This is a genomic window from Streptomyces novaecaesareae (assembly GCF_000716875.1).
GTDB classification, from domain to species: domain Bacteria; phylum Actinomycetota; class Actinomycetes; order Streptomycetales; family Streptomycetaceae; genus Kitasatospora; species Kitasatospora novaecaesareae.
In genome coordinates, this window is sequence record NZ_JNWQ01000033.1 from 44,684 (window position 1) to 64,409 (window position 19,726).

At 76.4% G+C, this 19,726-nt stretch carries 15 protein-coding genes; 11 read left to right on the forward strand and 4 right to left on the reverse strand.

Annotated features, from left to right (window positions below; all coding sequences use genetic code 11):
- Positions 1–202: 202 nt before the first annotated feature.
- The 6 genes from lanL to OP86_RS37175 all read left to right on the forward strand — a co-directional run bounded on the left by lanL (position 203) and on the right by OP86_RS37175 (position 9,587).
- Entirely contained in the window at positions 203–3,184 is a 2,982-nt protein-coding gene (lanL, locus tag OP86_RS14880) for a class IV lanthionine synthetase LanL (RefSeq protein ID WP_051830099.1), read from the forward strand.
- Positions 3,181–5,172, forward strand: coding sequence for an alpha/beta hydrolase family protein (locus tag OP86_RS33570; protein ID WP_106973424.1), 1,992 nt, complete (start codon positions 3,181–3,183; stop codon positions 5,170–5,172). The genes lanL and OP86_RS33570 overlap by 4 nt, the downstream gene beginning before the upstream one ends.
- A 145-nt stretch (positions 5,173–5,317) precedes the next feature.
- Entirely contained in the window at positions 5,318–5,461 is a 144-nt protein-coding gene (locus OP86_RS36605) for a VenA family class IV lanthipeptide (RefSeq protein WP_157849740.1), read from the forward strand.
- Between the two features lie 118 nt (positions 5,462–5,579).
- Positions 5,580–7,235, forward strand: coding sequence for an ATP-binding cassette domain-containing protein (locus OP86_RS14890; protein ID WP_051830101.1), 1,656 nt, complete (start codon positions 5,580–5,582; stop codon positions 7,233–7,235).
- 282 nt (positions 7,236–7,517) lie between these two features.
- A complete protein-coding gene (locus OP86_RS14895; protein ID WP_051830102.1) occupies positions 7,518–9,251 on the forward strand; it encodes an ATP-binding cassette domain-containing protein in 1,734 nt (577 codons plus the stop codon).
- 165 nt (positions 9,252–9,416) lie between these two features.
- Positions 9,417–9,587, forward strand: a complete 171-nt coding sequence (locus OP86_RS37175) for a hypothetical protein (RefSeq protein ID WP_167344208.1) — start codon at positions 9,417–9,419, stop codon at positions 9,585–9,587.
- Positions 9,588–9,715: 128 nt separating this feature from the next.
- Here OP86_RS37175 and OP86_RS14900 read toward each other — a convergent pair whose 3' ends face one another.
- On the reverse strand, positions 9,716–10,798 hold the full coding sequence (locus tag OP86_RS14900; RefSeq protein WP_030056902.1) for an alcohol dehydrogenase catalytic domain-containing protein: 1,083 nt from the start codon (positions 10,796–10,798) through the stop codon (positions 9,716–9,718).
- A 223-nt stretch (positions 10,799–11,021) separates the two neighbouring features.
- Between OP86_RS14900 and OP86_RS14905 the strand changes: the two genes are divergently transcribed.
- From OP86_RS14905 to OP86_RS14920, 4 genes are all read left to right on the forward strand, one after another.
- On the forward strand, positions 11,022–11,675 hold the full coding sequence (locus OP86_RS14905) for a class I SAM-dependent methyltransferase (RefSeq protein ID WP_030258848.1): 654 nt from the start codon (positions 11,022–11,024) through the stop codon (positions 11,673–11,675).
- A 135-nt stretch (positions 11,676–11,810) separates the two neighbouring features.
- Entirely contained in the window at positions 11,811–13,115 is a 1,305-nt protein-coding gene (locus OP86_RS36610) for a hypothetical protein (RefSeq protein WP_030258852.1), read from the forward strand.
- A gap of 7 nt (positions 13,116–13,122) precedes the next feature.
- Positions 13,123–14,154, forward strand: a complete 1,032-nt coding sequence (locus OP86_RS14915; RefSeq protein ID WP_030062339.1) for an N-acetylmuramoyl-L-alanine amidase — start codon at positions 13,123–13,125, stop codon at positions 14,152–14,154.
- A gap of 215 nt (positions 14,155–14,369) precedes the next feature.
- On the forward strand, positions 14,370–15,278 hold the full coding sequence (locus tag OP86_RS14920) for a hypothetical protein (protein ID WP_030258855.1): 909 nt from the start codon (positions 14,370–14,372) through the stop codon (positions 15,276–15,278).
- Positions 15,279–15,399: 121 nt separating this feature from the next.
- Here OP86_RS14920 and OP86_RS14925 read toward each other — a convergent pair whose 3' ends face one another.
- The 3 genes from OP86_RS14925 to OP86_RS14935 form a co-directional block, all read right to left on the reverse strand.
- Positions 15,400–16,461, reverse strand: a complete 1,062-nt coding sequence (locus OP86_RS14925; RefSeq protein ID WP_030062335.1) for a prenyltransferase/squalene oxidase repeat-containing protein — start codon at positions 16,459–16,461, stop codon at positions 15,400–15,402.
- The gene (locus OP86_RS14930; protein WP_030062333.1) at positions 16,458–17,201 is read right to left on the reverse strand and encodes a class I SAM-dependent methyltransferase; all 744 of its coding nucleotides are present in this window, start codon (positions 17,199–17,201) and stop codon (positions 16,458–16,460) included. Before OP86_RS14930 ends, OP86_RS14925 begins: the two co-directional genes overlap by 4 nt.
- A 200-nt stretch (positions 17,202–17,401) precedes the next feature.
- Complete coding sequence (locus OP86_RS14935; RefSeq protein WP_030258857.1) at positions 17,402–18,712, reverse strand: glycosyltransferase family 4 protein; 1,311 nt, start codon at positions 18,710–18,712, stop codon at positions 17,402–17,404.
- 242 nt (positions 18,713–18,954) lie between these two features.
- Between OP86_RS14935 and OP86_RS14940 the strand changes: the two genes are divergently transcribed.
- The gene (locus tag OP86_RS14940) at positions 18,955–19,581 is read left to right on the forward strand and encodes a TetR family transcriptional regulator (RefSeq protein WP_199815210.1); all 627 of its coding nucleotides are present in this window, start codon (positions 18,955–18,957) and stop codon (positions 19,579–19,581) included.
- Positions 19,582–19,726 lie beyond the last annotated feature (145 nt).

The following is a 19,726-nucleotide window of genomic DNA, read 5'->3' on the forward strand; positions in this document are numbered from 1 at the left end:
TGACCGGCTCTGCGTTGAGCAGGCGGTTTTCTCGAAACTAACTTCACTCCTGCGAACGGGAGTTGCCCCGTCAGTAGCCCCGAGCAGGGGTCGCTACAGGAAACCGATCAGGCCGGGCCGTACGCCCGGGTGCCGGAGCCCCGGGTGCCGGAGCAGTGGGCACCCGCGGGGCGGCGGCCGAGACGAAGGGATGTGGTGGCGGATGAAGGCGGGCACATCGCTGCGTACGGCCGAGGGCGGGGGATCGGCGGGGCACGGGCCGGGTGCGGCCGGTTCGTGGCCGGAGACGACGCGGGCGGCGCTGGCCGGTGCCGGCAGCCGGGGAGGCGACGGCGGCTGGGACGTCACCGTCGGTGGCTTCTGGTGCACGGCCAGGCCGTCCGCGTCCTCGTCCCTGCGCGACCTGCCCGAGCACGGGTGGAAGCTCCATGTGAGCGCGGCGTCGGTGGTCGGCGAGCAGGTGCTCGCGGCGGTCGTCCGGGTGCTCGCCGAGGATCCGTGCAGCTTCAAGTTCGCCGCCGGGCAGGAGCGGCTGCGGGAGCTCAACTCCCGTAACAGCGAACGCGGTTCGGTGGGCAAGTTCATCACCGTCTACCCGGCGGACGACGCGCAGTTCCAGCGGCTGGCGGCCGGGCTCGACCGGGCCACCGCCGGGCTGCCCGGGCCGGTGGTGCTCTCCGACCGGCCGTACCGGCCCGGGAGCCGGGTGCACTACCGGTACGGCGCGTTCGCGCTGCCGGCGGAGCTGGGCAACGACGGGGAGTACCGGTCGGTGCTGCGCGGGCCGGGCGGGGAGCGGGCGGAGGACGTCCGCGGCGGGTCGTACCGGGCGCCGGGGTGGGTGCGGGATCCGCTGCGCGCGGAGGGTGCCGGCGCTTCGGATGGAGGAAAGGGCGGGAAGCCGAAGGGCGGGGTGCTGCTGGCCGGGCGGTACGCGGTCACCGCCGCCGTACGGCACGGCGCCAAGGGCGGGGTGTTCCTCGGGCGGGAGGCGTCCAGCGGCGTCGAGGTCGTGGTCAAGCAGGCCCGCGCGCACATCGAGGTCGACCGGGCGGGCACCGACGCCCGCGACGCGCTGCGGCACGAGGCCGCGCTGCTCGACCGCCTGGACGGGCAGGGCCTGGCGCCGCGCGCCGTCGAGCTGATCGAGCAGGACGACTCCGTCTTCCTGGTGCAGGAACGAGTCGCCGGACAGCCGCTGGGCAGCTGGGTCGCCGCCCGGCTGCGGCGCGACGGCCACCCGGACGTCGACTGGGCCGAGGCCGGACCGCTCGCGCACGCGCTGCTCGACCTGGTCGAGCGGGTGCACGCCCAGGGGCTGGTGCTGCGCGACCTCTCCCCCGGCAACGTCATGGTCCGCCCCGACGGCACCCTGCGGCTGGTCGACCTCGAACTCGCCGCCGAGACCGGCCGGACCGCCGGATCGGCCGGCACCCCCGGCTACCGCGCGCCCGAGCACGGGCCCGGCCGGCTCGCCCTCGCGGGCAGCTGCGTCGCCGACCCGGCCGTCGACCTGTACGCCCTCGGCGGCCTCCTCTTCCTCCTGGCCACCGGCCACGACCCGCTCCTGCCGGAGGACCTCCCGCAGGCCCGCCCGGCCGCCGAACGCCTGGGCCGCTGGCTCGCCCTCGCAGCGCGGACGGGGGCGACGGCGCGACGGCTGGCACCGGTGATACTCGGGCTGCGGGCCGAGGAGCCGGAGCAGCGGTGGGAAATCGGGCGCGTCCGGGAGGCACTGCGCGCGGACGGGCCCGGCGAGGCCGGCGTCGTGCCCGGCGAGGCGGGCGTGGTGCCGGAGCGGGGTACCGGAGCCGCGCGGCCCGCCGTCGTCACACCGCTGTGGCACGCCCCCGCCCGGCAGGCCGCGGACACCGGTACCGCCCGCGCCGACCGCGCCATCCGCGCCGACGACACCGACGACACCCCGCCGCTCGACCGGCTCCTGCACGACGGCCTGCGCCACCTCGCCGCCACCGCCACACCGGAGCGGCCGGACCGGCTCTGGCCCGTGGTGCCCGCCGGGGAGCGCACCGATCCGTGCAACGTGCAGCACGGCGCCGCCGGGGTCCTGGCCGTGCTGGCCCGAGCGGTCACGGCCGGGCACCTGCCGGACGGGGTGCGGGAGGAGGCCGCCCGGACGGCCCGCACCGCCGCGGACTGGATCGAGCGGCGCATCGCCGCCGAGCCGGTGGTCCTGCCCGGCCTGCACTTCGGGCGCTCGGGCACGGCCTGGGCACTCCTGGACGCCGCCCGGGCCCTGGGCGACCCCGGGCTGGCCGGCCGGGCCGCCGCACTCGCCCGCCGGATCCCCGTCGAGTGGCCCAACCCCGACGTCTGCCACGGCGCGGCCGGCTCCGGGTTCACCCAACTCCGCTTCGCCGCCGACGACTTCACCGATGCCTCCGCCGGGGGCCAGGACTTCCTGGACCGTGCCGCCCACGGCGCCCGCACCCTGCTCGCCGCCGCCCGCCACGAACCGTACGGAGCGGTCTGGCCGGTGCCCCGGGACTTCGACTCCGCGCTCGCCGGGATCACCCACCTCGGCTTCGCCCACGGCGTGGCCGGTGTGGGCGCCTTCCTCCTGGCCGCCGCCGAGGCCACCGGCGACCAGGCCCTGATCGCCGGCGCCGCCGCGGCCGGGCGGACGCTCGCCGCGACCGCCCGGTGGGGCGACGGGCGCGGGACGGCCTGGTGGCCGCAGAGCGCGGACGACCCGGAGCACATCCGGCTCTCCCACTGGTGCAGCGGCTCCTCCGGCGCGGGCAGCTTCCTGCTGCGGCTCTGGCGGGCCACCGGCGACGCCGACACGCTCGACCTGGCCCGGGCCGCCGGACGCGCCGTGTCGGCCGCCCGCTGGCACGGCGGGGTGAGCGCCTGCCACGGGCTGGCCGGCGACGGCGAGTACCTGCTGGACCTCGCCGAGGCCACCGGAGAGCCCGAATTCCGTACCGTAGCCGAGCAGTCGGCCACCCTCATCGCCGCCCGGGCGGCCCGGCGCGACGGCCTCCTGGTGCTCCCCGACGAGACCGGTACGGGCTGCGCCCCCGCCTACGGCACCGGCACGGCAGGCCCCTTGGCCTTCCTGCTGCGACTGCGCCACGGCGGCCCCCGGCTCTGGCTGGACCCGGCACCGCCCACCGTACGCCGACTCCCCTCCGACACAGGCGGGGTGAGTGGAGCATGAACGTGGCCACCCGGACGATGACCCAGGCCCTGCGCCGGCTGAGCTTCACCTTCGCCGCCGACGGCAGCCACGCCGCCTGCCTCGCCTCGTCCGCCGACAGCGGCTGGTACGCGGAGAGTTGGCGCCTGCCGCAGGACGGCACCCCGGCCGCGCCGCTCGCGCTGCCGCTGTCCGGCAACCGCTCGGAGAGCCTGCGCGCCCAGTTGGTCGCCCTGCCGGACGGCTCGGTGCTGGTCTGCCGGCACGACGGCGAGCGGCACGACCTGGTCCGCCTCTCCTACGGTGAGAACGGCGCCGTGGAACAGCCCCTGGCCTCCCTCCGGATGGCCGGGCTGCGCCTGGTGCCGCTCCCGGTACCGGACGGCGCCGGCCCGCGGACCCCGGTGGTGCTCGCCCTCGGCACCGACACCCGCCCGGCGACCACCGCCTGGCTGGTGCGCACCGACGGCAGCGCCCCCGAACAGGTCGCCGAACTCCCCGGGTTGCACGGCGGCGGCGTCTGGCTGGACCACGCGGGCGCGCTGCTCGCCCTGGACCGGGTGAACGCCGGCCTGGTGCGCAGCGTGGTGCTGGACCTGCGCACCGGCGTCGCCACCCCGCTGCTGGAGATCGGCGAGCGCAGCAACGACCGCCTGGTGCTGTACGACCCGGACAGCCGGTTCGCGATGGTGCGCAGCGACGCCCCCGGCACCGACCGGCTCGGCTGGGGCATCCTCGGCGGCGGCGAGCCGCTGCGGTTCCCGGAGTGCCTGCACGTCGCGGGCATGTTCCTGCGGCCGGTCGCGCTGCGGCGCCGGGCGGACGGCCCCCGGGTCGTGGTGCAGATCGACCACGGCGCCGGCTCGGCGCTCGCCCAGTGGCAGCCCTCCGCCGGACGGCTGGACCCGCTGCCGGTGCCGCCCGGGCGGCTCGGCGCCGTCGGCCACTGGGACGCGGCGGGGCTGCGGATGCCGTACTCCTCGCCCGACCACCCGACGGCGCTGGCCACCCTGGACGTGGACGCCCTGCTGGCCCACGGCCCGCTGCCCGCCGGCACCGCCCCGATGCCGCTGCCGCTCCAACTCGCGCCGCTGGCCTCCGGATTGCCGGGCCCCTGGCGGGACACCGTACTGCCCTGGCAGCCCGGCGGGGTGCGCACCGTACGGACCCCGCCTCCCGGTTGGCGGCTGGACGGCAGCACCCCGCCCGGGGACGGCGGCCGCTGGTACCCCGCGCAGAGCCTCGAACTGGCGGGCCCGGCCGGCCCGTTGGAGGCCGTGGTGTACGGCGGGGACGCCTGGCTGAGCAGCCCGCACCTGGTGCTGGCGCTGCACGGCGGCCCGGCGGACGCCTGGCGGCTGGAGTTCGACCCGGCGCTGCAGCGGATGGCCGCCGAGGGCCTGGCCGTGGTCGCCCCCAACCAGCGCGGCTCCACCGGCTACGGCGTGCCGCACGCGATGGCCATCCGCGGCGCCTGGGGCGGGCCCGACCTGGACGACGTGCTGTACCTGCTGGACGGCATCACGGGCCAGCGCGCGGCGCTCGGCCTGGAGCCGCCCGCACTGTTCGGGGTCAGCTACGGCGCGTTCCTGGCCCTGCTGGCGGCCGCGCACGCGCCGGCCGGGCAGGTCGCCCGCTGCGCCGTCGTCGCACCGTTCCTGTCCGGCGCCCGCCTGCTGGCCGAAGCGGCGCCCCCCGTACGGGCGTTGACCACCCGCCTGGGCGCCGGCGAGCCGATCACCGACGCCCGCGGACCGCGCGACGTCCTGCAACTGGCCCACCGGCTGACCGCGCCGCTGCTGATGGTGCACGGCAACCGGGACGAGGTCGTGCCGGTGAGCCAATCCCGCTCCCTGCGGCACGAGTTGCTGCGGATCGGACGGGTCGAGGGCGAGGACTTCCGGTACGTCGAGGCGGCCGGTTCCGGGCACGAGGTGCTCGCCGAGGAGGGCGGCGCCGTGCTGCACGAGCTGCTGGCCGCCTTCCTGCGGACCGGCCGGCCGGGCTGAGCCCGCGCCCGTACCCACCAGACTCCCGGGCCCGCCGAGGCCCGGGGCACACCCCCGGCGCGGTGGATGGAGGCCGCCCGGGGAGCGACACCCGGTGCCCGCACGCAGATCGCGGCGGGCGCACCATCAAGGGGAGGAAACACTCATGGAGAACACGGTGGACTTCGAGACCGACCTCGCGGCGCTGCAGAACCTGCCGGAGACCGAGTCCGTCGAGCTGACCGGCCACGGCAACGGCTGCCAGTACACCTGTCTCATCCTGACCTGCCTGCTCTTCACCGTCAGCTGAGCCACCGGCTCGGCCGACCGCTGATCGGGCGGTAGCCACCGGGTGCCGCCCCTGCCTGTCCGGACAGGCAGGGGCGGCACCCGTCTTCCTCTCTCAACTCTCCGACGGGAGCTTCCAGTTGCTCCGCCGCCCCACCGGCTGGCCCATCACGCTCGGCATCGCCCTGCCGGTCGAGGCCGCCACCACCCTCGCGCTGCCCGCCGTCCTCGCCGGGGCCGTCGACGCCGCCCTCGGCCGACCGGCCGGGCCCGGCGCGCTCCTCCTGCTCGCGCTCGTCCTGGCCGCGGCGGCCGCCGCCGACGCCACCGCCGCCGCGGCCGGACCGGCCTGCTCCGCCGAAGCCACCGCCGCCCTGCGCGGACGCCTCGTCCGCCACCTGCTCGCCCTCGGGCCCGGCGGCCGGCTGCGCGGCGGCCCACCACCCGGCGACCTCGCCGCCCGGCTGCTGGGCTCGGCCGGCGACGCGGGCGGGCGGCTGCCCGCCGTCCTGGGCGCCGCCACCGCGCTGCTCACCTCGGTCGGCGCGATCGTCGGGCTCGGGGTGCTGTCGCCGTGGCTGGCGCTGGCGTTCTTCGCGGGCGTGGTGCCGGGCGTGGTGCTGATCCGGCTCTTCCTGCGGCAGGCCGGGCCGGTGTTCGCCCGCTACCAGGAGGTCCAGGGCGTACTCGCCGCCCGGCTGGGCGGCGCCCTCACCGGGCTGCGCAGCATCCACGCGGCGGACGCCGAACAGCGCGAGGCCGCACGGGTGTTGGCGCCGCTGCCGGAGCTCTCGGCGGCCGGGCACGCGCTCTGGGCGGCGCAGCGGCGCACCGCCTGGCAGGCGACCCTGCTGATCGCCCTGGTCGAGGTCGCGGTACTCACCACCGCCGGCGCCCTGCTCGCGGACGGCGCCCTCGCCCCCGGCGCGCTCGCAGCGGCAGCGGGCTGGGCGGCGCTGGGCGCGGGGCTGTTCGAACAGGTCGAGGCGCTGGTCGGGGTGGCGCACGCGCGCGCCGGGCAGGCCCGGGTGGACGAGCTGCTGGCGCTCGCGCCCGCGCCCTGCGGTGCGCAGACGCTCCCGGCGGACGGCAGCGGGCAGGTCGAGCTGCGCGGCGTGGTGGTGCGCGACGGCGACCGGGTGCTGCTCGGCCCGCTCGACCTCACCGTCCCCGGCGGCCGTACCGTCGCCATGGTCGGGCGTTCCGGCTCCGGCAAGTCCCTGTTGGCCGCCTTGCCCGGGCGGCTGCGGGACGCCGACGAGGGCACCGTGCTGATCGACGGTGTCCCGGTGGGCGCGCTGGCGCCGTCCGAGCTGCGGCACGCGGTCGGCTACGCCTTCGCCCGGCCCGACCTGGTCGGCCGTACCGTCCGCGACGCCCTGGCGGGCGCGGGCCCGGCCGAGGCGGCGGCCGCCCACACGGACGGGCTGCTGCGGCGACTGCCGCAGGGCTGGGACACCCCGCTCGACGAACTCCACCTCTCCGGCGGCGAGTTGCAGCGCCTCGGGCTCTCCCGGCTGCTGGCCCGGCCCACCCGGGTGGTCGTCCTGGACGACGCCACCTCGGGCCTGGACCTCGCCACCGAGTACCTCGTCACCCAGGCCCTCGACCACGCGACCCACGGCCGCACCCGTCTGGTGGTCGCCCACCGCGCCGCCGTCGCCGCGCGCGCCGACCTCGTCGCCTGGCTCGACGACGGGCGCCTGCGCGCCCTGGCCCCGCACACCGCCCTCCTCGCCCACCCCGGCTACCGCGCCACCCTCTCGGACACCGCCCTGCGAGCGGCGGCCGGCTGACCGGCCCGCGCAGGAAGTCGGCCGGGCCGACTTCTCGTGCGGTTCCCGAACCCGCCCGCGGCCGCGGGGCGGTCACTCCTCACAGAAAGTCCGCCAGTCCGATCTCCCATGCAGCCCACACCGCCGCTCCCCACCGCCGACCCCGCCCCACCCCACCGCACAGGAAGTCGGCGACACCGACTTCCCACGCCCCCGGCGCCGCAGCGGAGCCACCACGCACGCCGCCGGCCGCCCCAGCCACCCGCGCGCCACGGCACCGGAAGTCGGCGGGGCCGACTTCTCGTGCGCGGCTCCTCCCCCGGACGGGAACTGCTGCTCCGGCAGTTGACGCTCACCCGGGGGCCGCTGCTGCGGATGCTCGCGTGGTCCGGGGTGGAGGCGCTGCCGCCGCTGGTGTCCGGGCTGTTCGTCTCGGCCGCCGTCGACCAGGGGTTCCTGGCCGGCCGGCCCGGTGCCGGGGTGGCCTGGCTGGGCGGCTTCGGCGCGGCCATGGCCGTCCGGGCGTACGCGACGCGCGCCGGGTTCCCGCACCTCGCCGGGGTGGTGGAGCCGCTACGGGACGCCCTGGTCGAACGGGTGGTCCGCAGCGCGCTCTCCCGCCCCTCGGCGGATCCGGCCGCAGTCGCCCGGCTCACCGAACAGGTCGAGTCCGTACGGCAGTTGACCGCGACACTGCTCCGCACCCTGCGCGGGGTCGGGGTCACGCTGGCCGCCGCCCTGATCGGCCTGACGCTGCTCGCACCCGCCGTACTGCCCCTGGTCCTGCTGCCGCTGGCGGCCGCCGGGCTGCTCTTCGCCCGGCTGCTGCGCCCGATGGTGGCGCGCAGGAGGGCCGTGGTCCTGGCCGAGGAACGGCTCGCCGCCGAGGCCGGACGGGCGCTGCACGGGCTGCGCGACGTCCAGGCCACCGGCACCGGAGACGAGGCCGCCGAGGCGCTGACCGAGGCCGCCCGGGAGAGCGCGGCAGCCTCACAGGCACTCGGCCGCGCCTCGGCCCTGCGCGCGCTCGTCGTCGCACTCGGCGGACGCCTGCCCGTCCTGGCCGTCCTCGCGGCGGCACCGTGGCTGCTCGCCCACCACGCCCTGACCCCGGGCGAACTGCTCGGCGTCGCCACCTACCTCCTCCAACAACTCGACCCGGCCGTCCGGACCCTGGCCGGCACGGTCGGAGGCTGGCTGCTCAGCCTCGCCGTCGTCCTCGACCGCCTGGCCACGACCACGGCCGCCACCACAGCCGATGCCACGGCCGGGCCCGCCCACGACTCCTCGACCCCGGGTAGGGAGACCGCCGCCGAGGTCCGGTTGGCGGAGGTCCGGTACGGGCACGGCGGCGGAGCCGTACCGGTACTGGAGGGCCTCGACGCGGCCCTCCGGCCGGGCGAGCACGTGGCGGTGGTGGGGCCGAGCGGGGCCGGGAAGTCGACGCTGGCGGCGCTGCTGGCCGGGGTGCTGGTGCCGACGGCGGGGCGGGTGACGGTCGGCGGGGTGCGGCCGGAGCCGGCGCGGCAGGTGGCCCTGGTGCCGCAGGAGGCGTACGTGCTCCCGGGCTCGGTACGGGACAACCTGCTCTGGCTCGCGCCGGACACCGACGACGCCCGGCTGGCCTCGGCCGTGGCCCTGCTGGGCGCGGAGGCGCTGGTGGCGCGGCTGGGCGGGCCGGCCGCCGTGCTAGGCGATCCGGGTGAACTCTCCGCAGGTGAGCGGCAGTTGCTGGCGCTGGTACGGACGTACCTGTCCCCCGCCCCGGTCGTCGTGCTGGACGAGGCGACCTGCCACCTGGACCCGGCCGCCGAGGAGCGGGTCGAGCGGGCCTTCGCCGCCCGGCCGGGGACGCTGGTGGTCGTGGCGCACCGCATCAGTTCCGCGCTGCGGGCGGACCGGGTGCTGCTGCTGGACGGCGGGCGCGGGCTGCTGGCCCGGCACGGCGATCTGCAGGTGCTGTCCCCGCTCTACCGCGAGCTGGTCGGTCACTGGCTCGGTTCCGCGCCCCGGACCGGCGCGGGGCCGGCGCCGTGATCTCGATAGGATCTCATCCGCTCCGGCCGTTATGGTGGCCGGGAAAAACGGGCCGCGATCACCGGCTACGGGCGTACCGAGCGCCCGATCGGGGACCCGACCGTGCGCCTGCGGCGCCGGGCGGGCGCCGATGACCAGCACCCTCCGCACGGAAGACGATTTCTCATGTCCGACACCCTCACCGACACCACCGGACCCGCGGTCAACGGGACCGACGCCGACGAGAAGACGGCCGACGACAGCGCGCACGGCCGTCACCGCGGCCGTTCCGCCGCCGACGACACCTCGGAGTCCGACCCGCACGGCCGCCACCGCGCGGCCGGAGCCCGGGGCTGACCGCACCCGCGAACCCGCGGCACGCGACGGGCAGCACGCAACACGCGACACGCACCGGGCCCGCCCGGGGAGCAGCGCTCCCCCGGCGGGCCCTCGCGCGTCAGAGCACCACCGGCGCCCGAAGGCCGTCAGCCCATCGTCACGACGGTGCGCAGCGCCTCGCCGCTGTGCATCTGCGCGATCGCGTCGTTGACGTCCATCAGCGCCACCCGGTGGGTCACCATGCCGTCGAGGTCGATCCGCCCGGCCCGCCAGAGGTCCACGACGAGCGCGATGGTGCGCCGCACCGTCGCCCCGCCGTAGAGCGAGGGCAGCAGGCGCTTCTCGTTGAAGAACAGCTCGCCCATGGTGAACTGCGCGAGGTCGTCCTGGGCGCCCGCTCCGATGACGACCACCGCGCCGCCGCGCCGGGCCGCGTCGTAGCCGGCCCGCACGGTGGCCGCGCGGCCGACCGCCTCGAAGACGTAGTCGAAGCCGCCGCCGGGCAGCTTCTTGGCGACGGCCTTCAGGTCCTCGGGGGCGACGGCCTCGGTGGCGCCGAAGGCGAGGGCGCGCTCGCGGCGCGAGGCGACCGGGTCGACGACGGTGATCCGGCCGGCGCCGCAGACCCGGGCGCCCTGGACGGTGGCCACGCCGACACCGCCCGCGCCGAGCACCGCGACGGAGGCTCCCGGCTCGACCTTGGCGGTGTTCACCGCGGCACCTATGCCGGTGGTCACCCCGCAGCCGATCAGCGCGGCGGCCTCGTACGGGAGGTCGGCGGGCACCTTGATGACGGCGTCGGCGCAGACCACGACCTCCTCGGCGAAGGCGCCGGTGCCGTAGAAGCCGGAGGCGGTCAGGCCGCCTTCCTCGATCCGGAAGCCGGGGGCGCCGAGCCGGCGCAGGCTGGCGATGCACAGGTGGCCGCGGTCCTGCCGGCAGTGGTCGCAGAGGCCGCACGGGGCCATCCAGCAGAGCACCACGCGGTCGCCGACGGCGAGGCCGGTCACGCCCTCGCCGACCTCCAGGACGTCCCCGGCGCCCTCGTGCCCGGGGACGAACGGCGCGGGCTGCGGGAGGACGCCGCTCATCGCGGAGAGGTCGGAGTGGCAGAGGCTGGCGGCGCGCATCCGGACCCGGACGGTGCCCTCTCGGAAGCCGACCGCGGTCACGTCCTCCCGGACGTCGAGGGTGTCCTGGCCGGTCTTGTGCAGGATGGCTGCGCGCATCTGGCTGCTCCCTGTGTGCATCGCGTGACGCGGAGTGGGTCCTCGGACGGGCCGATTCTGGCACGGGCTCCGCGTCGCCAGGGGAACGGGTTCCCCGAGGGGGGCGAAGAGCCGGAGGCCCCGGCCGTCCCGTTTCGTCCGCTGCTCCGGGCCCGCTCCCGGCACCGCCGCTACCGTCGAGTAAGGTCCGACCACGTCCGTCCACGACCCCGAGGAGCATCGCATGTCCGACCTGCTGCAGAGCGCCCGCCCGGCGCCCGAGGTGCTGTCGGCGTTCGAGGCGGCCACCGGGTTCATGCCGGTGGACGAGGGGCTGGCGCTGTACGCGGCGGCGGTCGCGGCGGCCACCGGGACCGGCCTGCCGGTGCTGGAGATCGGCACCTACTGCGGCCGCTCGGCGATCCTGCTGGCCGCGGCGGCCCGGGAGGCCGGCACGGTCGCGCTGACCGTGGACCACCACCGCGGCTCGGAGGAGCAGCAGCCCGGCTGGGAGTACCACGACCCGACCCTGGTCGACCCCGAGGTCGGCCTGATGGACACCCTGCCGCGCTTCCGCCGCGCACTGCACTCCGCCGGGCTGGAGGAGCACGTGGTGGCGCTGGTCGGCCGCTCGCCGCGGATCGCCGCGCTGTGGGGGCGCCCGCTCGGGCTGGTGTTCATCGACGGCGGGCACACCGACGAGCACGCGACCGGCGACTACGAGGGCTGGGAGCCGCACCTGGCGCCGGAGGGCCTGCTGGTGGTGCACGACGTCTTCCCGGACCCGGCGGACGGCGGCCAGGCCCCGTACCGGGTGTACCTGCGGGCGCTCGCCGAGGGCTTCGAGGAGGTCTCGGTGACCGGCTCCCTGCGCGTCCTGCGCCGCCCCACCCGCTGACCCCCGCCTGCTGAGCCCCACCCGCCGACCACCGGCACCGATGCTCCAACGTCGTGCCAGGGCGGGGGTTCGAACGGTACGGTGGCCGCGCAGCACCAGGCAGAGCATCGGCGGACGGTGGGGGCCAGCAGCGACATGACCGACCAGCAGAACACCGCTCCGGCGGTCTGGGACCCGACGGCGCGCGGCGGCGCCGGCGGCTGGGTGCGCGGCCCGCAGCACCCGGCCGGCGCCGCGCCCGCCCCGGAGGCGGCCGCGGCGCCCCAGCCGCCCGTCTCTCCCCAGGCCCCCGCCGACCCCCGCCCCGGCCCGGTGTCCCCGCCGCCCGGGCCCGGCGCGGTCGGTGACCAGGGCCCGCCGCTGGGCGCCCGCCCGTACCTGGCCACCGCGCCCGGCTACGACCCGCCGACCGCCCCGTTCCCCCGCACCGCCGCCCCGCAGCCCCCGGCCGCCCCTCCCACGGCCTCGCCGTTCCCCGCCCACGCGAGCCCGCAGCAGCAGACCGCTCCGTACCAGGCCCCGCAGCCCCAGACCGCTCCGTACCAGGCCGCACAGGAGCAGGACCACGGCTACCCCCTCCAGCCCCCCGCCGCCCCGCCGCAGCCCCCGTACGCCGCCCAGCCGCAACCCCCGTACGGCGCCCCACCGCAGCCCCCGTACGCCGCCCAGCCCGGCTACCCGGCCGACTACCCCACCGCCTACGAGGACGAGGACGACGAGGACCGCCCGGCCAACCGCAGGACCCCGCTGCTGATCGGCTTCGCGCTGCTGCTGGTGCTGGCGGTCGGCGGCGGCCTGCTGTTCGCCGCCCGGGGCGGCGGCGACAAGGGCGGCCAGGCCGCGCCCGCCCCGACGGCCGCGCCCGCGACCGGCGTCGGCAATCCGCCGCCCGCGCCCGCCCCCACCGGTACGGACCCCACGCCCAGCGCCCCGGCCTCGCCCACCGGAGCGCCGTCCCCGACCGCGACCGGCGCCGGGCCCAACGCGCAGTCCCAGGCGCAGGCGCTGGACGGCCTGCTCAGCGAGGGCGAGAACGCCAAGGCCCCGATAGGCAACGCCGTCGCCAAGGTGAGCAGCTGCCCGTCGAAGGCCGACATCGAGAGCTCGGCGCAGGTGTTCGACAACGGTGCCAACCAGCGTGCCGCGCTGCTGACCAAGCTCGCCCAGCTGAGCGTGACGGACGTGCCGGGCGGCGCGGACGCGGTGAACTCGCTGAAGTCCGCCTGGCAGCTGTCCGCCGACATCGACAAGGCGTACGCGACCTGGGCGCGCGCCGTCGCCGCCCAGGGCTGCTCCGGCAGGGCCCCGACCACCCAGGACAAGAAGCACGCGGACGAGCTCAACCCGCAGGCCACGCAGGCGAAGACGGACTTCATGACCAAGTGGAACCCGATCGCGAACAGCTACGGCCTGACCCCGCGGACCCAGGACAGGATCTGACCCACCCGTGACCGGAACCGCCCCCCGACCGCCCCGCCGTTCCGCCCTGCTGCGCGCCATCACCGTGGTGGCCGCGGTCGTTCCGCTCTGCACGGCGGGCTGGCTCGGCTGGCGGGCCCTCGACGACTCCGGCCCGGCGGGCGCCACGGCCCCGGCCACGGCCGCCACCGCCCCGGCGGGCACCGCCGACCCGGCCGCGACGCCGCTCACCCCGCCCGTCGCCCCGCCGCCCACCGGCGGCGCCACCGCCACCGACGCCCCGGCAGCCGGAACGCCCGGGTCGACCCCGGCCCCGCCGGCCACCGCCGCCCCACCCGACCCGACCGCCACCGCCCCCACCGGCGCCTCCGGCGCCTCCGCGGCGAACAGCCTCGCCGGCCGCACCGTCGTCCTCGACCCCGGCCACAACCCCGGCAACTTCTCGCACCCCGCCGAGATCGACCGTCAGGTGGACATCGGCAACGCCCGCAAGGAGTGCGACACCACCGGGACGGAGACCAACGCCGGCTACACCGAGGCCGAGTACACCCTGGACGTCTCCCGCCGGGCCCGCACCATCCTGGCCGCCCGGGGCGCCAAGGTGGTGCTGGTGCAGGACGGCGACCGCCCCTGGGGCCCGTGCATCGACGAACGCGCCAGGGCCGGTGCCGACGCGCACGCCGACGTCGCGGTCTCGGTGCACGGGGACGGCGGCCCGGGCAGCGGCAGCGGGTTCCACGTGATCATGCCCGCCAAGGTGGTGGCCGGCAAAGCGGACAACTCCGCGATCGTCGAACCCTCGCACCGGCTCGGCCTGCTGCTGCGCGACAGCTTCCACGCCGCGACCGGCGAGCCCTACGCGGACTACATCGCGAACCAGGGCCTTGACACCCGCTCCGACCTGGGCGGCCTCAACCTCTCCACCGTCCCCAAGGTGTTCATCGAGTGCGGTAACATGCGCAACTCGACGGACGCGAAGCGGATGACGGACCCTCAGTGGCGCCAACTGGCGGCCCAGGGGATCGCCGACGCGCTGACCGCGTTCCTGACGACCCAATAGAAGACTCGGGGACCCGGTACGGAAGTTGAGCCGCACGCCCCGGCGCGCGGCACCGCGCGCGGCCCGCGTGGTTTGCAACGACTTCGCCCCATTCCCGGTCCCGCCGTGCGTCGGCAGGACGGTTGGGCCTAGGCTTCTGGTCCGTTCGGGAGTTTCGGCCGGTCAGCCCGACCGCACGAACCACCGTCCACGACACGTCAACGAGGGGAACGTTAGTGAATCTGCGCGCTCTCACCAGGGGAGACGCCGCCGTCGCAGGCGCGGCCGTCCTGCTCTTCATCGCCTCCTTCCTGCCTTACTGGACCGTGAGCTGCGCCGGCCGGTACTGCGGGCCCACCGCCTCGCAGAACGCGTGGAGCACCGAGCTGTTCCCCATCCTGCCCTCGATCTACCTGCTGGGCATCGCCGCCGCGGTGCTGATCCTGGTGCAGCGCTTCCAGGGCCAGGCCGCGGCCAACCGCCAGGTGCTCGGCCTGCGGCTGGACCAGTGGGGCATCGCCTTCGCGGTCGCGGCGCTGTGGACCTCGCTCTGGGCGCTGGGCGGCGGCTACGACGGCGCCGGCATCAGCCACGGCTTCGGCGCCTGGCTCGGCCTCATCTCGCTGATCGTGCTCGCCGGTGCGGCCGCGGCCGGCCCGCTGGTGCCCGCGCTGAAGGCCCCGCTGGTCTCCGACCGCCCGGCCGTCCCGTACCAGGGCGGCTACCCGGTCCCCGGCCAGCCGGGTGCTCCCGGCCAGCCCGGCCAGTACGGCTACCCGGCCCAGGGCCACGACCCGGCGTTCGGCGCCCAGGGCGGCTACGGCTACCCGGGCGCCGGCCAGCCGCAGCCCGGTCAGCCGGCCCAGCCCGGCCAGCCGCAGGACGCCGGTGTCCCGGCCCCGCAGCCGGCCGCGCCGGTCGCGCAGCAGGCCGCCCCGGCGGCGGACTTCCAGCCGTTCTGGTTCGCCGTCCCGGCCCCGCGCCAGCTGGCCCCGAAGGACAACCCGGCCGGCGCCCCGGTCGGCGAGGTCGTGCCCGGCACCTGGTACCTGGCCGTCGAGCAGCGCGGCAGCGCGCTGGTCGCGCAGCTGCCGGACGGCACCCAGGGCGTGCTGGCCGACACCCAGGGCATCCAGCGCGGCTGACGCGCCGCACGCAGGACGAAGGGGCGGGACCGGTCTTCTCCGGTCCCGCCCCTTCGCCGTACCCGCTGCCCGCTGCCCGTTCCCGGCAGCGCTGCCCGCTCTCAGCAGCCGCTGCCCGTTCTCAGCAGCAGTCCTGGACCACCAGCCCGGCGGGCAGCTGGTCCCCGCCGAAGACCGCGACCGTGGCGGGGTCCCCGCCGAGCGCTGCCACCGCGAGCAGCAGCGCCCCGGCCGTCCAGGTGGTGCGCTCCTCCGGCCAGATCGCGTCGTCCTCGAAGACGTACCCGGTCCAGTACGAGCCGTCCTCGTGCCGCAGGTGCTTCTGGATCCAGCGCAGGATGTCCACCGCACGGTCGGACTGCCCGATCGCCCAGAGCGCCAGGGCCAGTTCGGCGCTCTCGCCGCCGGTCACCCACGGGCGGTCGCTGACGCAGCGCACGCCGAGGCCGGGGACGACGAAGCGCTCCCAGTCCCGCTCGATCCGGGCCACCGCCGCGTCGCCGCGCAGGCCGGTGCCGAGCACCGGGTAGTACCAGTCCATCGAGTAGCGGTCCTTGTCGAGGAACCGCTCGGGGTGGTGGGCGACGGCGTGCCCGAGCCGGCCGGCCGCGAGCTCCCAGTCGGGCTGCGGCTCCTCCAGGTAGTCGGCGATGGCCAGGCCGCAGCGCAGCGCGTGCAGGATGCTGGACGAGCCGGTGAGCAGCGCCTCGTCGGTGGCGGTGCCGTCCTCGTCGACCCGCCAGGCGATCGGGCCGCCGGGCAGCCGCAGGGCGGTGATGAAGTCCAGGGCGCGCCGGACGACCGGCCAGATCCACTCCAGGAAGGGGTCGTCACCGGTGCTGAGGTGGTGGTGCCAGACCCCGACCGCCACGTAGGCGCAGAAGTTGCTCTCCTTGGCCCGGTCGGTGACCACGCCGTCGGTGTAGGCGGCGTACCAGGAGCCGTCCGGGTTCTGGTTGGCGGCGAGCCAGCGGTAGGCGGCCTCGGCGGCGGCGTGCTCACCGGCCGTGTCGAGGGCCATCGCGGCCTCGGTGTGGTCCCACGGGTCCAGGTGGTGGCCGGCGAACCAGGGTATGGCGCCGTCGGGGCGCTGCGCGGCGAGGATGCTGCGCACGGTGTCGGCGGCCTGCTCGGCGTCGAGCACCCCGTCGAGCAGCAGCACCTCGGGGACGGCGGCGGTCATGCCGTGCCGCCCGGGGCCCGGTTGGGCTTGGAGGCGTAGGCGACGAAGCTCTTGCCGATGACCGGGTTGAGCGCCCGCTCGGCGGCCTTGGTGAGGGTGCTGATCACCGGGGTGCCGACGATGTCCCAGACCAGCAGCTGGTGGTAGGCCTTGACCGGCAGCGCCTTGTCGTTGTTCACGCCGACCGCGCACTTGATCCACCAGTACGGCGAGTGCAGCGCGTGCGCGTGGTGGGTGCCGTACGGCTCCAGGCCGGCGCCCTTGAGCTTGCCGAGCAGTTCGTCGCCCCGGTAGATGCGGATGTGGCCGCCCTCGACCTCGTGGTACTCGTCGGACAGCGCCCAGCAGATCTTCTCGGGCAGCCAGCGCGGCACGGTGACGGCGAGCAGGCCGCCCGGCTTGAGGACGCGGAACATCTCGTTGAGCACGCCCTTGTCGTCGGGGATGTGCTCCATCACCTCGGAGATGATGATCTTGTCGAAGTACTCGTCCTCGAACGGCAGCGCCAGCGCGTTGCCCTCCATCGCGACCGCCGACGCGCCCTCCGGGGCCTCACCGGCCTGCTCCATCGCGGCGAACCACTTCGTGACCTCGGCGATCTCCTCGGCGTTCTGGTCGAGGGCGATCACGTTGGCGCCGCGGCGGTAGCACTCGAACGCGTGCCGGCCCCCGCCGCAGCCCAGGTCGAGCACCCGGTCGCCGGGGGCGAGCGGGAAGCGCGAGAAATCGACGGTCAGCACTGCAGGACTCCCATTCCTATTGCTACCAAGCGTCCTTGACGCTTCGTCACGTCTTGTCGGCTCGTCACGCATCGTCGGCCGGAGTACGGCCCTGGCCGCACTCCGGCGGCCTGCCGTCACCGGCCGGGCCGCAGTTACCGGCCGACCCGCCGTCACCAGCCGACCCGCCGTCACCGACCGGGCCGGCCAGGCCGGGCCGGCTAGGCCACGTACCGCCAGCCGGGCCCCGAGCGGGCCCGGGCGCCGACACCGGTGGCGATCGCCGCACGGTACGCCCCGGCGGTCAGCTCGGCGGCCCGCTCCCAGGTGAACCGGGCCAGCACCCGCTCCCGGCCGGCCGCGCCCAGCTCGGCCCGCAGCTGCGGGTCGTCCAGCAGCCGGCCGAGCGCGGCCGCCAGCGCGTCCGCCTCCCCCGGCGGCACGGCCAGACAGGTCTCCCCGTCCGGCCCGGCCACCTCGGGGATCGCCCCGCCGGTGGTGGCGACCAGCGGCGTGCCGGTGGCCATCGCCTCGGCGGCGGGCAGCGAGAAGCCCTCGTACAGCGAGGGGACGCAGGCCACCTCGGCCGAGCGGTAGAGGTCGACCAGCTCCCGGTCGGTCAGGCCGCTGCGGAACTCGATGTGCTCCGCCAGCCCGAAGCGGCGCACCGCCTCGGCCACCGGCCCGTCCTCCTTCTGCGGCTTGCCGACCACCACGAGGTGGGCGTCCCGCTCGGTGCGGACCTTGGCCAGCGCCTCCACCAGGAACACCAGTCCCTTCAGCGGGACGTCCGCGCTGGAGGTGGTGACGATCCGGCCGGGCACCCGGGCGATCTCCCCGGAGGGCGACCAGAGCCGGGTGTCGGCGCCGATCGGCACCACCGAGATCGCGCCGGGCGCGGCCCCCAGGTGCTCGGCGATCTCGCGCTGCGAGGTGCCGGAGACGGTGATCACGTGGTCCAGCCGGCCGGCGACCCGCCGCTGCATCCGGGTGAAGGCGTACCAGCGGCGCAGCGAGAGCCGCTTGAGCCGGGTGCCGGCGGCGTCCAGCTCCAGCTGCCGGTCCACGGTGATCGGGTGGTGGATCGTGGTGACCAGCGGGAAGCCGTGCCGGGCCAGGCCCAGCAGGCCGTAGCCGAGGGTCTGGTTGTCGTGCACCACGTCGTAGCGGCCCTTGTGCGCGGCCAGGTACTGCCGGGCGCGCAGCGAGAAGGTCAGCGGCTCGGGGAAGCCGCCGGTGCGCATGGTGGCGAACTCCAGCACGTCCACCGGGCCGCGGAACTCGCCGCGGGCGGGGGTGCGGAACGGGTCGTCGGCGCGGTAGAGGTCCAGGCTGGGCAGCTCGACCAGGCGCACCGAACCGGGGCCGTCGACCTCGTCCAGCACGGGGTAGGGCTGGGCGCCGATCACGTCCACGTGGTGGCCGAGCCTGGCCAGCTCGCGGGAGAGGTGCCGTACGTAGACGCCCTGGCCACCGCAGAAGGGGTCCCCCCGGTACGACAGCAGGGCAATCCGCAGCGGCTGCGCGGTCATCCTGGGCCCTCTTCTCTAGCTGCGATCTGTACTGCCGGTCGGTGCTGCCGGTCGCTAAAGTAGATCAGGTTTCAGTGGCCCTGGAACCTCGTCATCGACCACGTGAACAATGAGAGACCTCGAAGATACCGGCCCGTAGCTTTACCTCCGGTGCCAGGGTCGGTGATTCCCGCCACGCCCGCCCCGCCGATCCTGCCGACCTCGTGGAGCACACCGCCACTCTCGCCCGCCCGGGAGCACCCTTGCCGCCGACCACCGAGCCCCTCACCCCGAGCCCCGCCCTGCCCCGACCCGCCGAGCTGCCGCTGACCGCGCGCCAGGCCGAACGCCGGCGGCGGATCCTGCGGGCGGCCACCGCGCTGGCCGCGCGGGGCGGGTACGAGGCGGTGCAGATGCGGGAGGTCGCGGAGAGCGCGCAGGTCGCGCTCGGCACGCTGTACCGGTACTTCCCGTCGAAGGTGCACCTGCTCGTCGCGGTGATGCTGGAGCAGCTGCAGGGCCTGCACGACCACATCCGGCGGCACCCGCCGACCGACGCGGAGCCCGCCCTGCGGGTCGCCGACACCCTCACCCGGGCCTTCCACGGGCTGCAGCGCGAGCCGCTGCTGGCCGAGGCGATGGTCCGGGCGCTGTCCTTCGCGGACCGCTCGGTCGGGGCCGAGGTGGACCAGGTCAGCGCCGCCACCGGACAGCTCATCCTGGACGCGATCGGCCAGTCCGGCCCGCCCAGCGAGAGCCAGCGCGCGGCGGTGCGGGTCATCGAGCACACGTGGCACTCGGCGCTCGTCGCCTGGCTCTCCGGGCGCGCCTCGATCGCCGAGGTCCGGGCCGACCTGCACACCGCGGCCCGGCTGCTCACCCTGCCGTGAACCCGCCCTGACTGGAACCTGTTCCTGCCGTAGGGGCGGATCGCAGCGGCCCCGGCGGCTAGAGTCGACAGGCGGCCGGCCCGGGCGCACCCGCCCGGCACCGTCGAGGACCACGGAACGGCCCCGCCCGGGCCCCACCGCTCAC

Excerpts from the sequence above, each read along its gene's own strand:
- lanL (WP_051830099.1), top strand. The coding sequence starts at position 203 with ATGAAGGCGGGCACATCGCTGCGTACGGCCGAGGGCGGGGGATCGGCG.
- OP86_RS33570 (WP_106973424.1), top strand. The coding sequence starts at position 3,181 with ATGAACGTGGCCACCCGGACGATGACCCAGGCCCTGCGCCGGCTGAGC.
- OP86_RS36605 (WP_157849740.1), top strand. The coding sequence starts at position 5,318 with ATGGAGAACACGGTGGACTTCGAGACCGACCTCGCGGCGCTGCAGAAC.
- OP86_RS37175 (WP_167344208.1), top strand. The coding sequence starts at position 9,417 with ATGTCCGACACCCTCACCGACACCACCGGACCCGCGGTCAACGGGACC.
- OP86_RS14900 (WP_030056902.1), bottom strand. The coding sequence starts at position 10,798 with ATGCGCGCAGCCATCCTGCACAAGACCGGCCAGGACACCCTCGACGTC.
- OP86_RS14905 (WP_030258848.1), top strand. The coding sequence starts at position 11,022 with ATGTCCGACCTGCTGCAGAGCGCCCGCCCGGCGCCCGAGGTGCTGTCG.
- OP86_RS36610 (WP_030258852.1), top strand. The coding sequence starts at position 11,811 with ATGACCGACCAGCAGAACACCGCTCCGGCGGTCTGGGACCCGACGGCG.
- OP86_RS14925 (WP_030062335.1), bottom strand. The coding sequence starts at position 16,461 with ATGACCGCCGCCGTCCCCGAGGTGCTGCTGCTCGACGGGGTGCTCGAC.
- OP86_RS14935 (WP_030258857.1), bottom strand. The coding sequence starts at position 18,712 with ATGACCGCGCAGCCGCTGCGGATTGCCCTGCTGTCGTACCGGGGGGAC.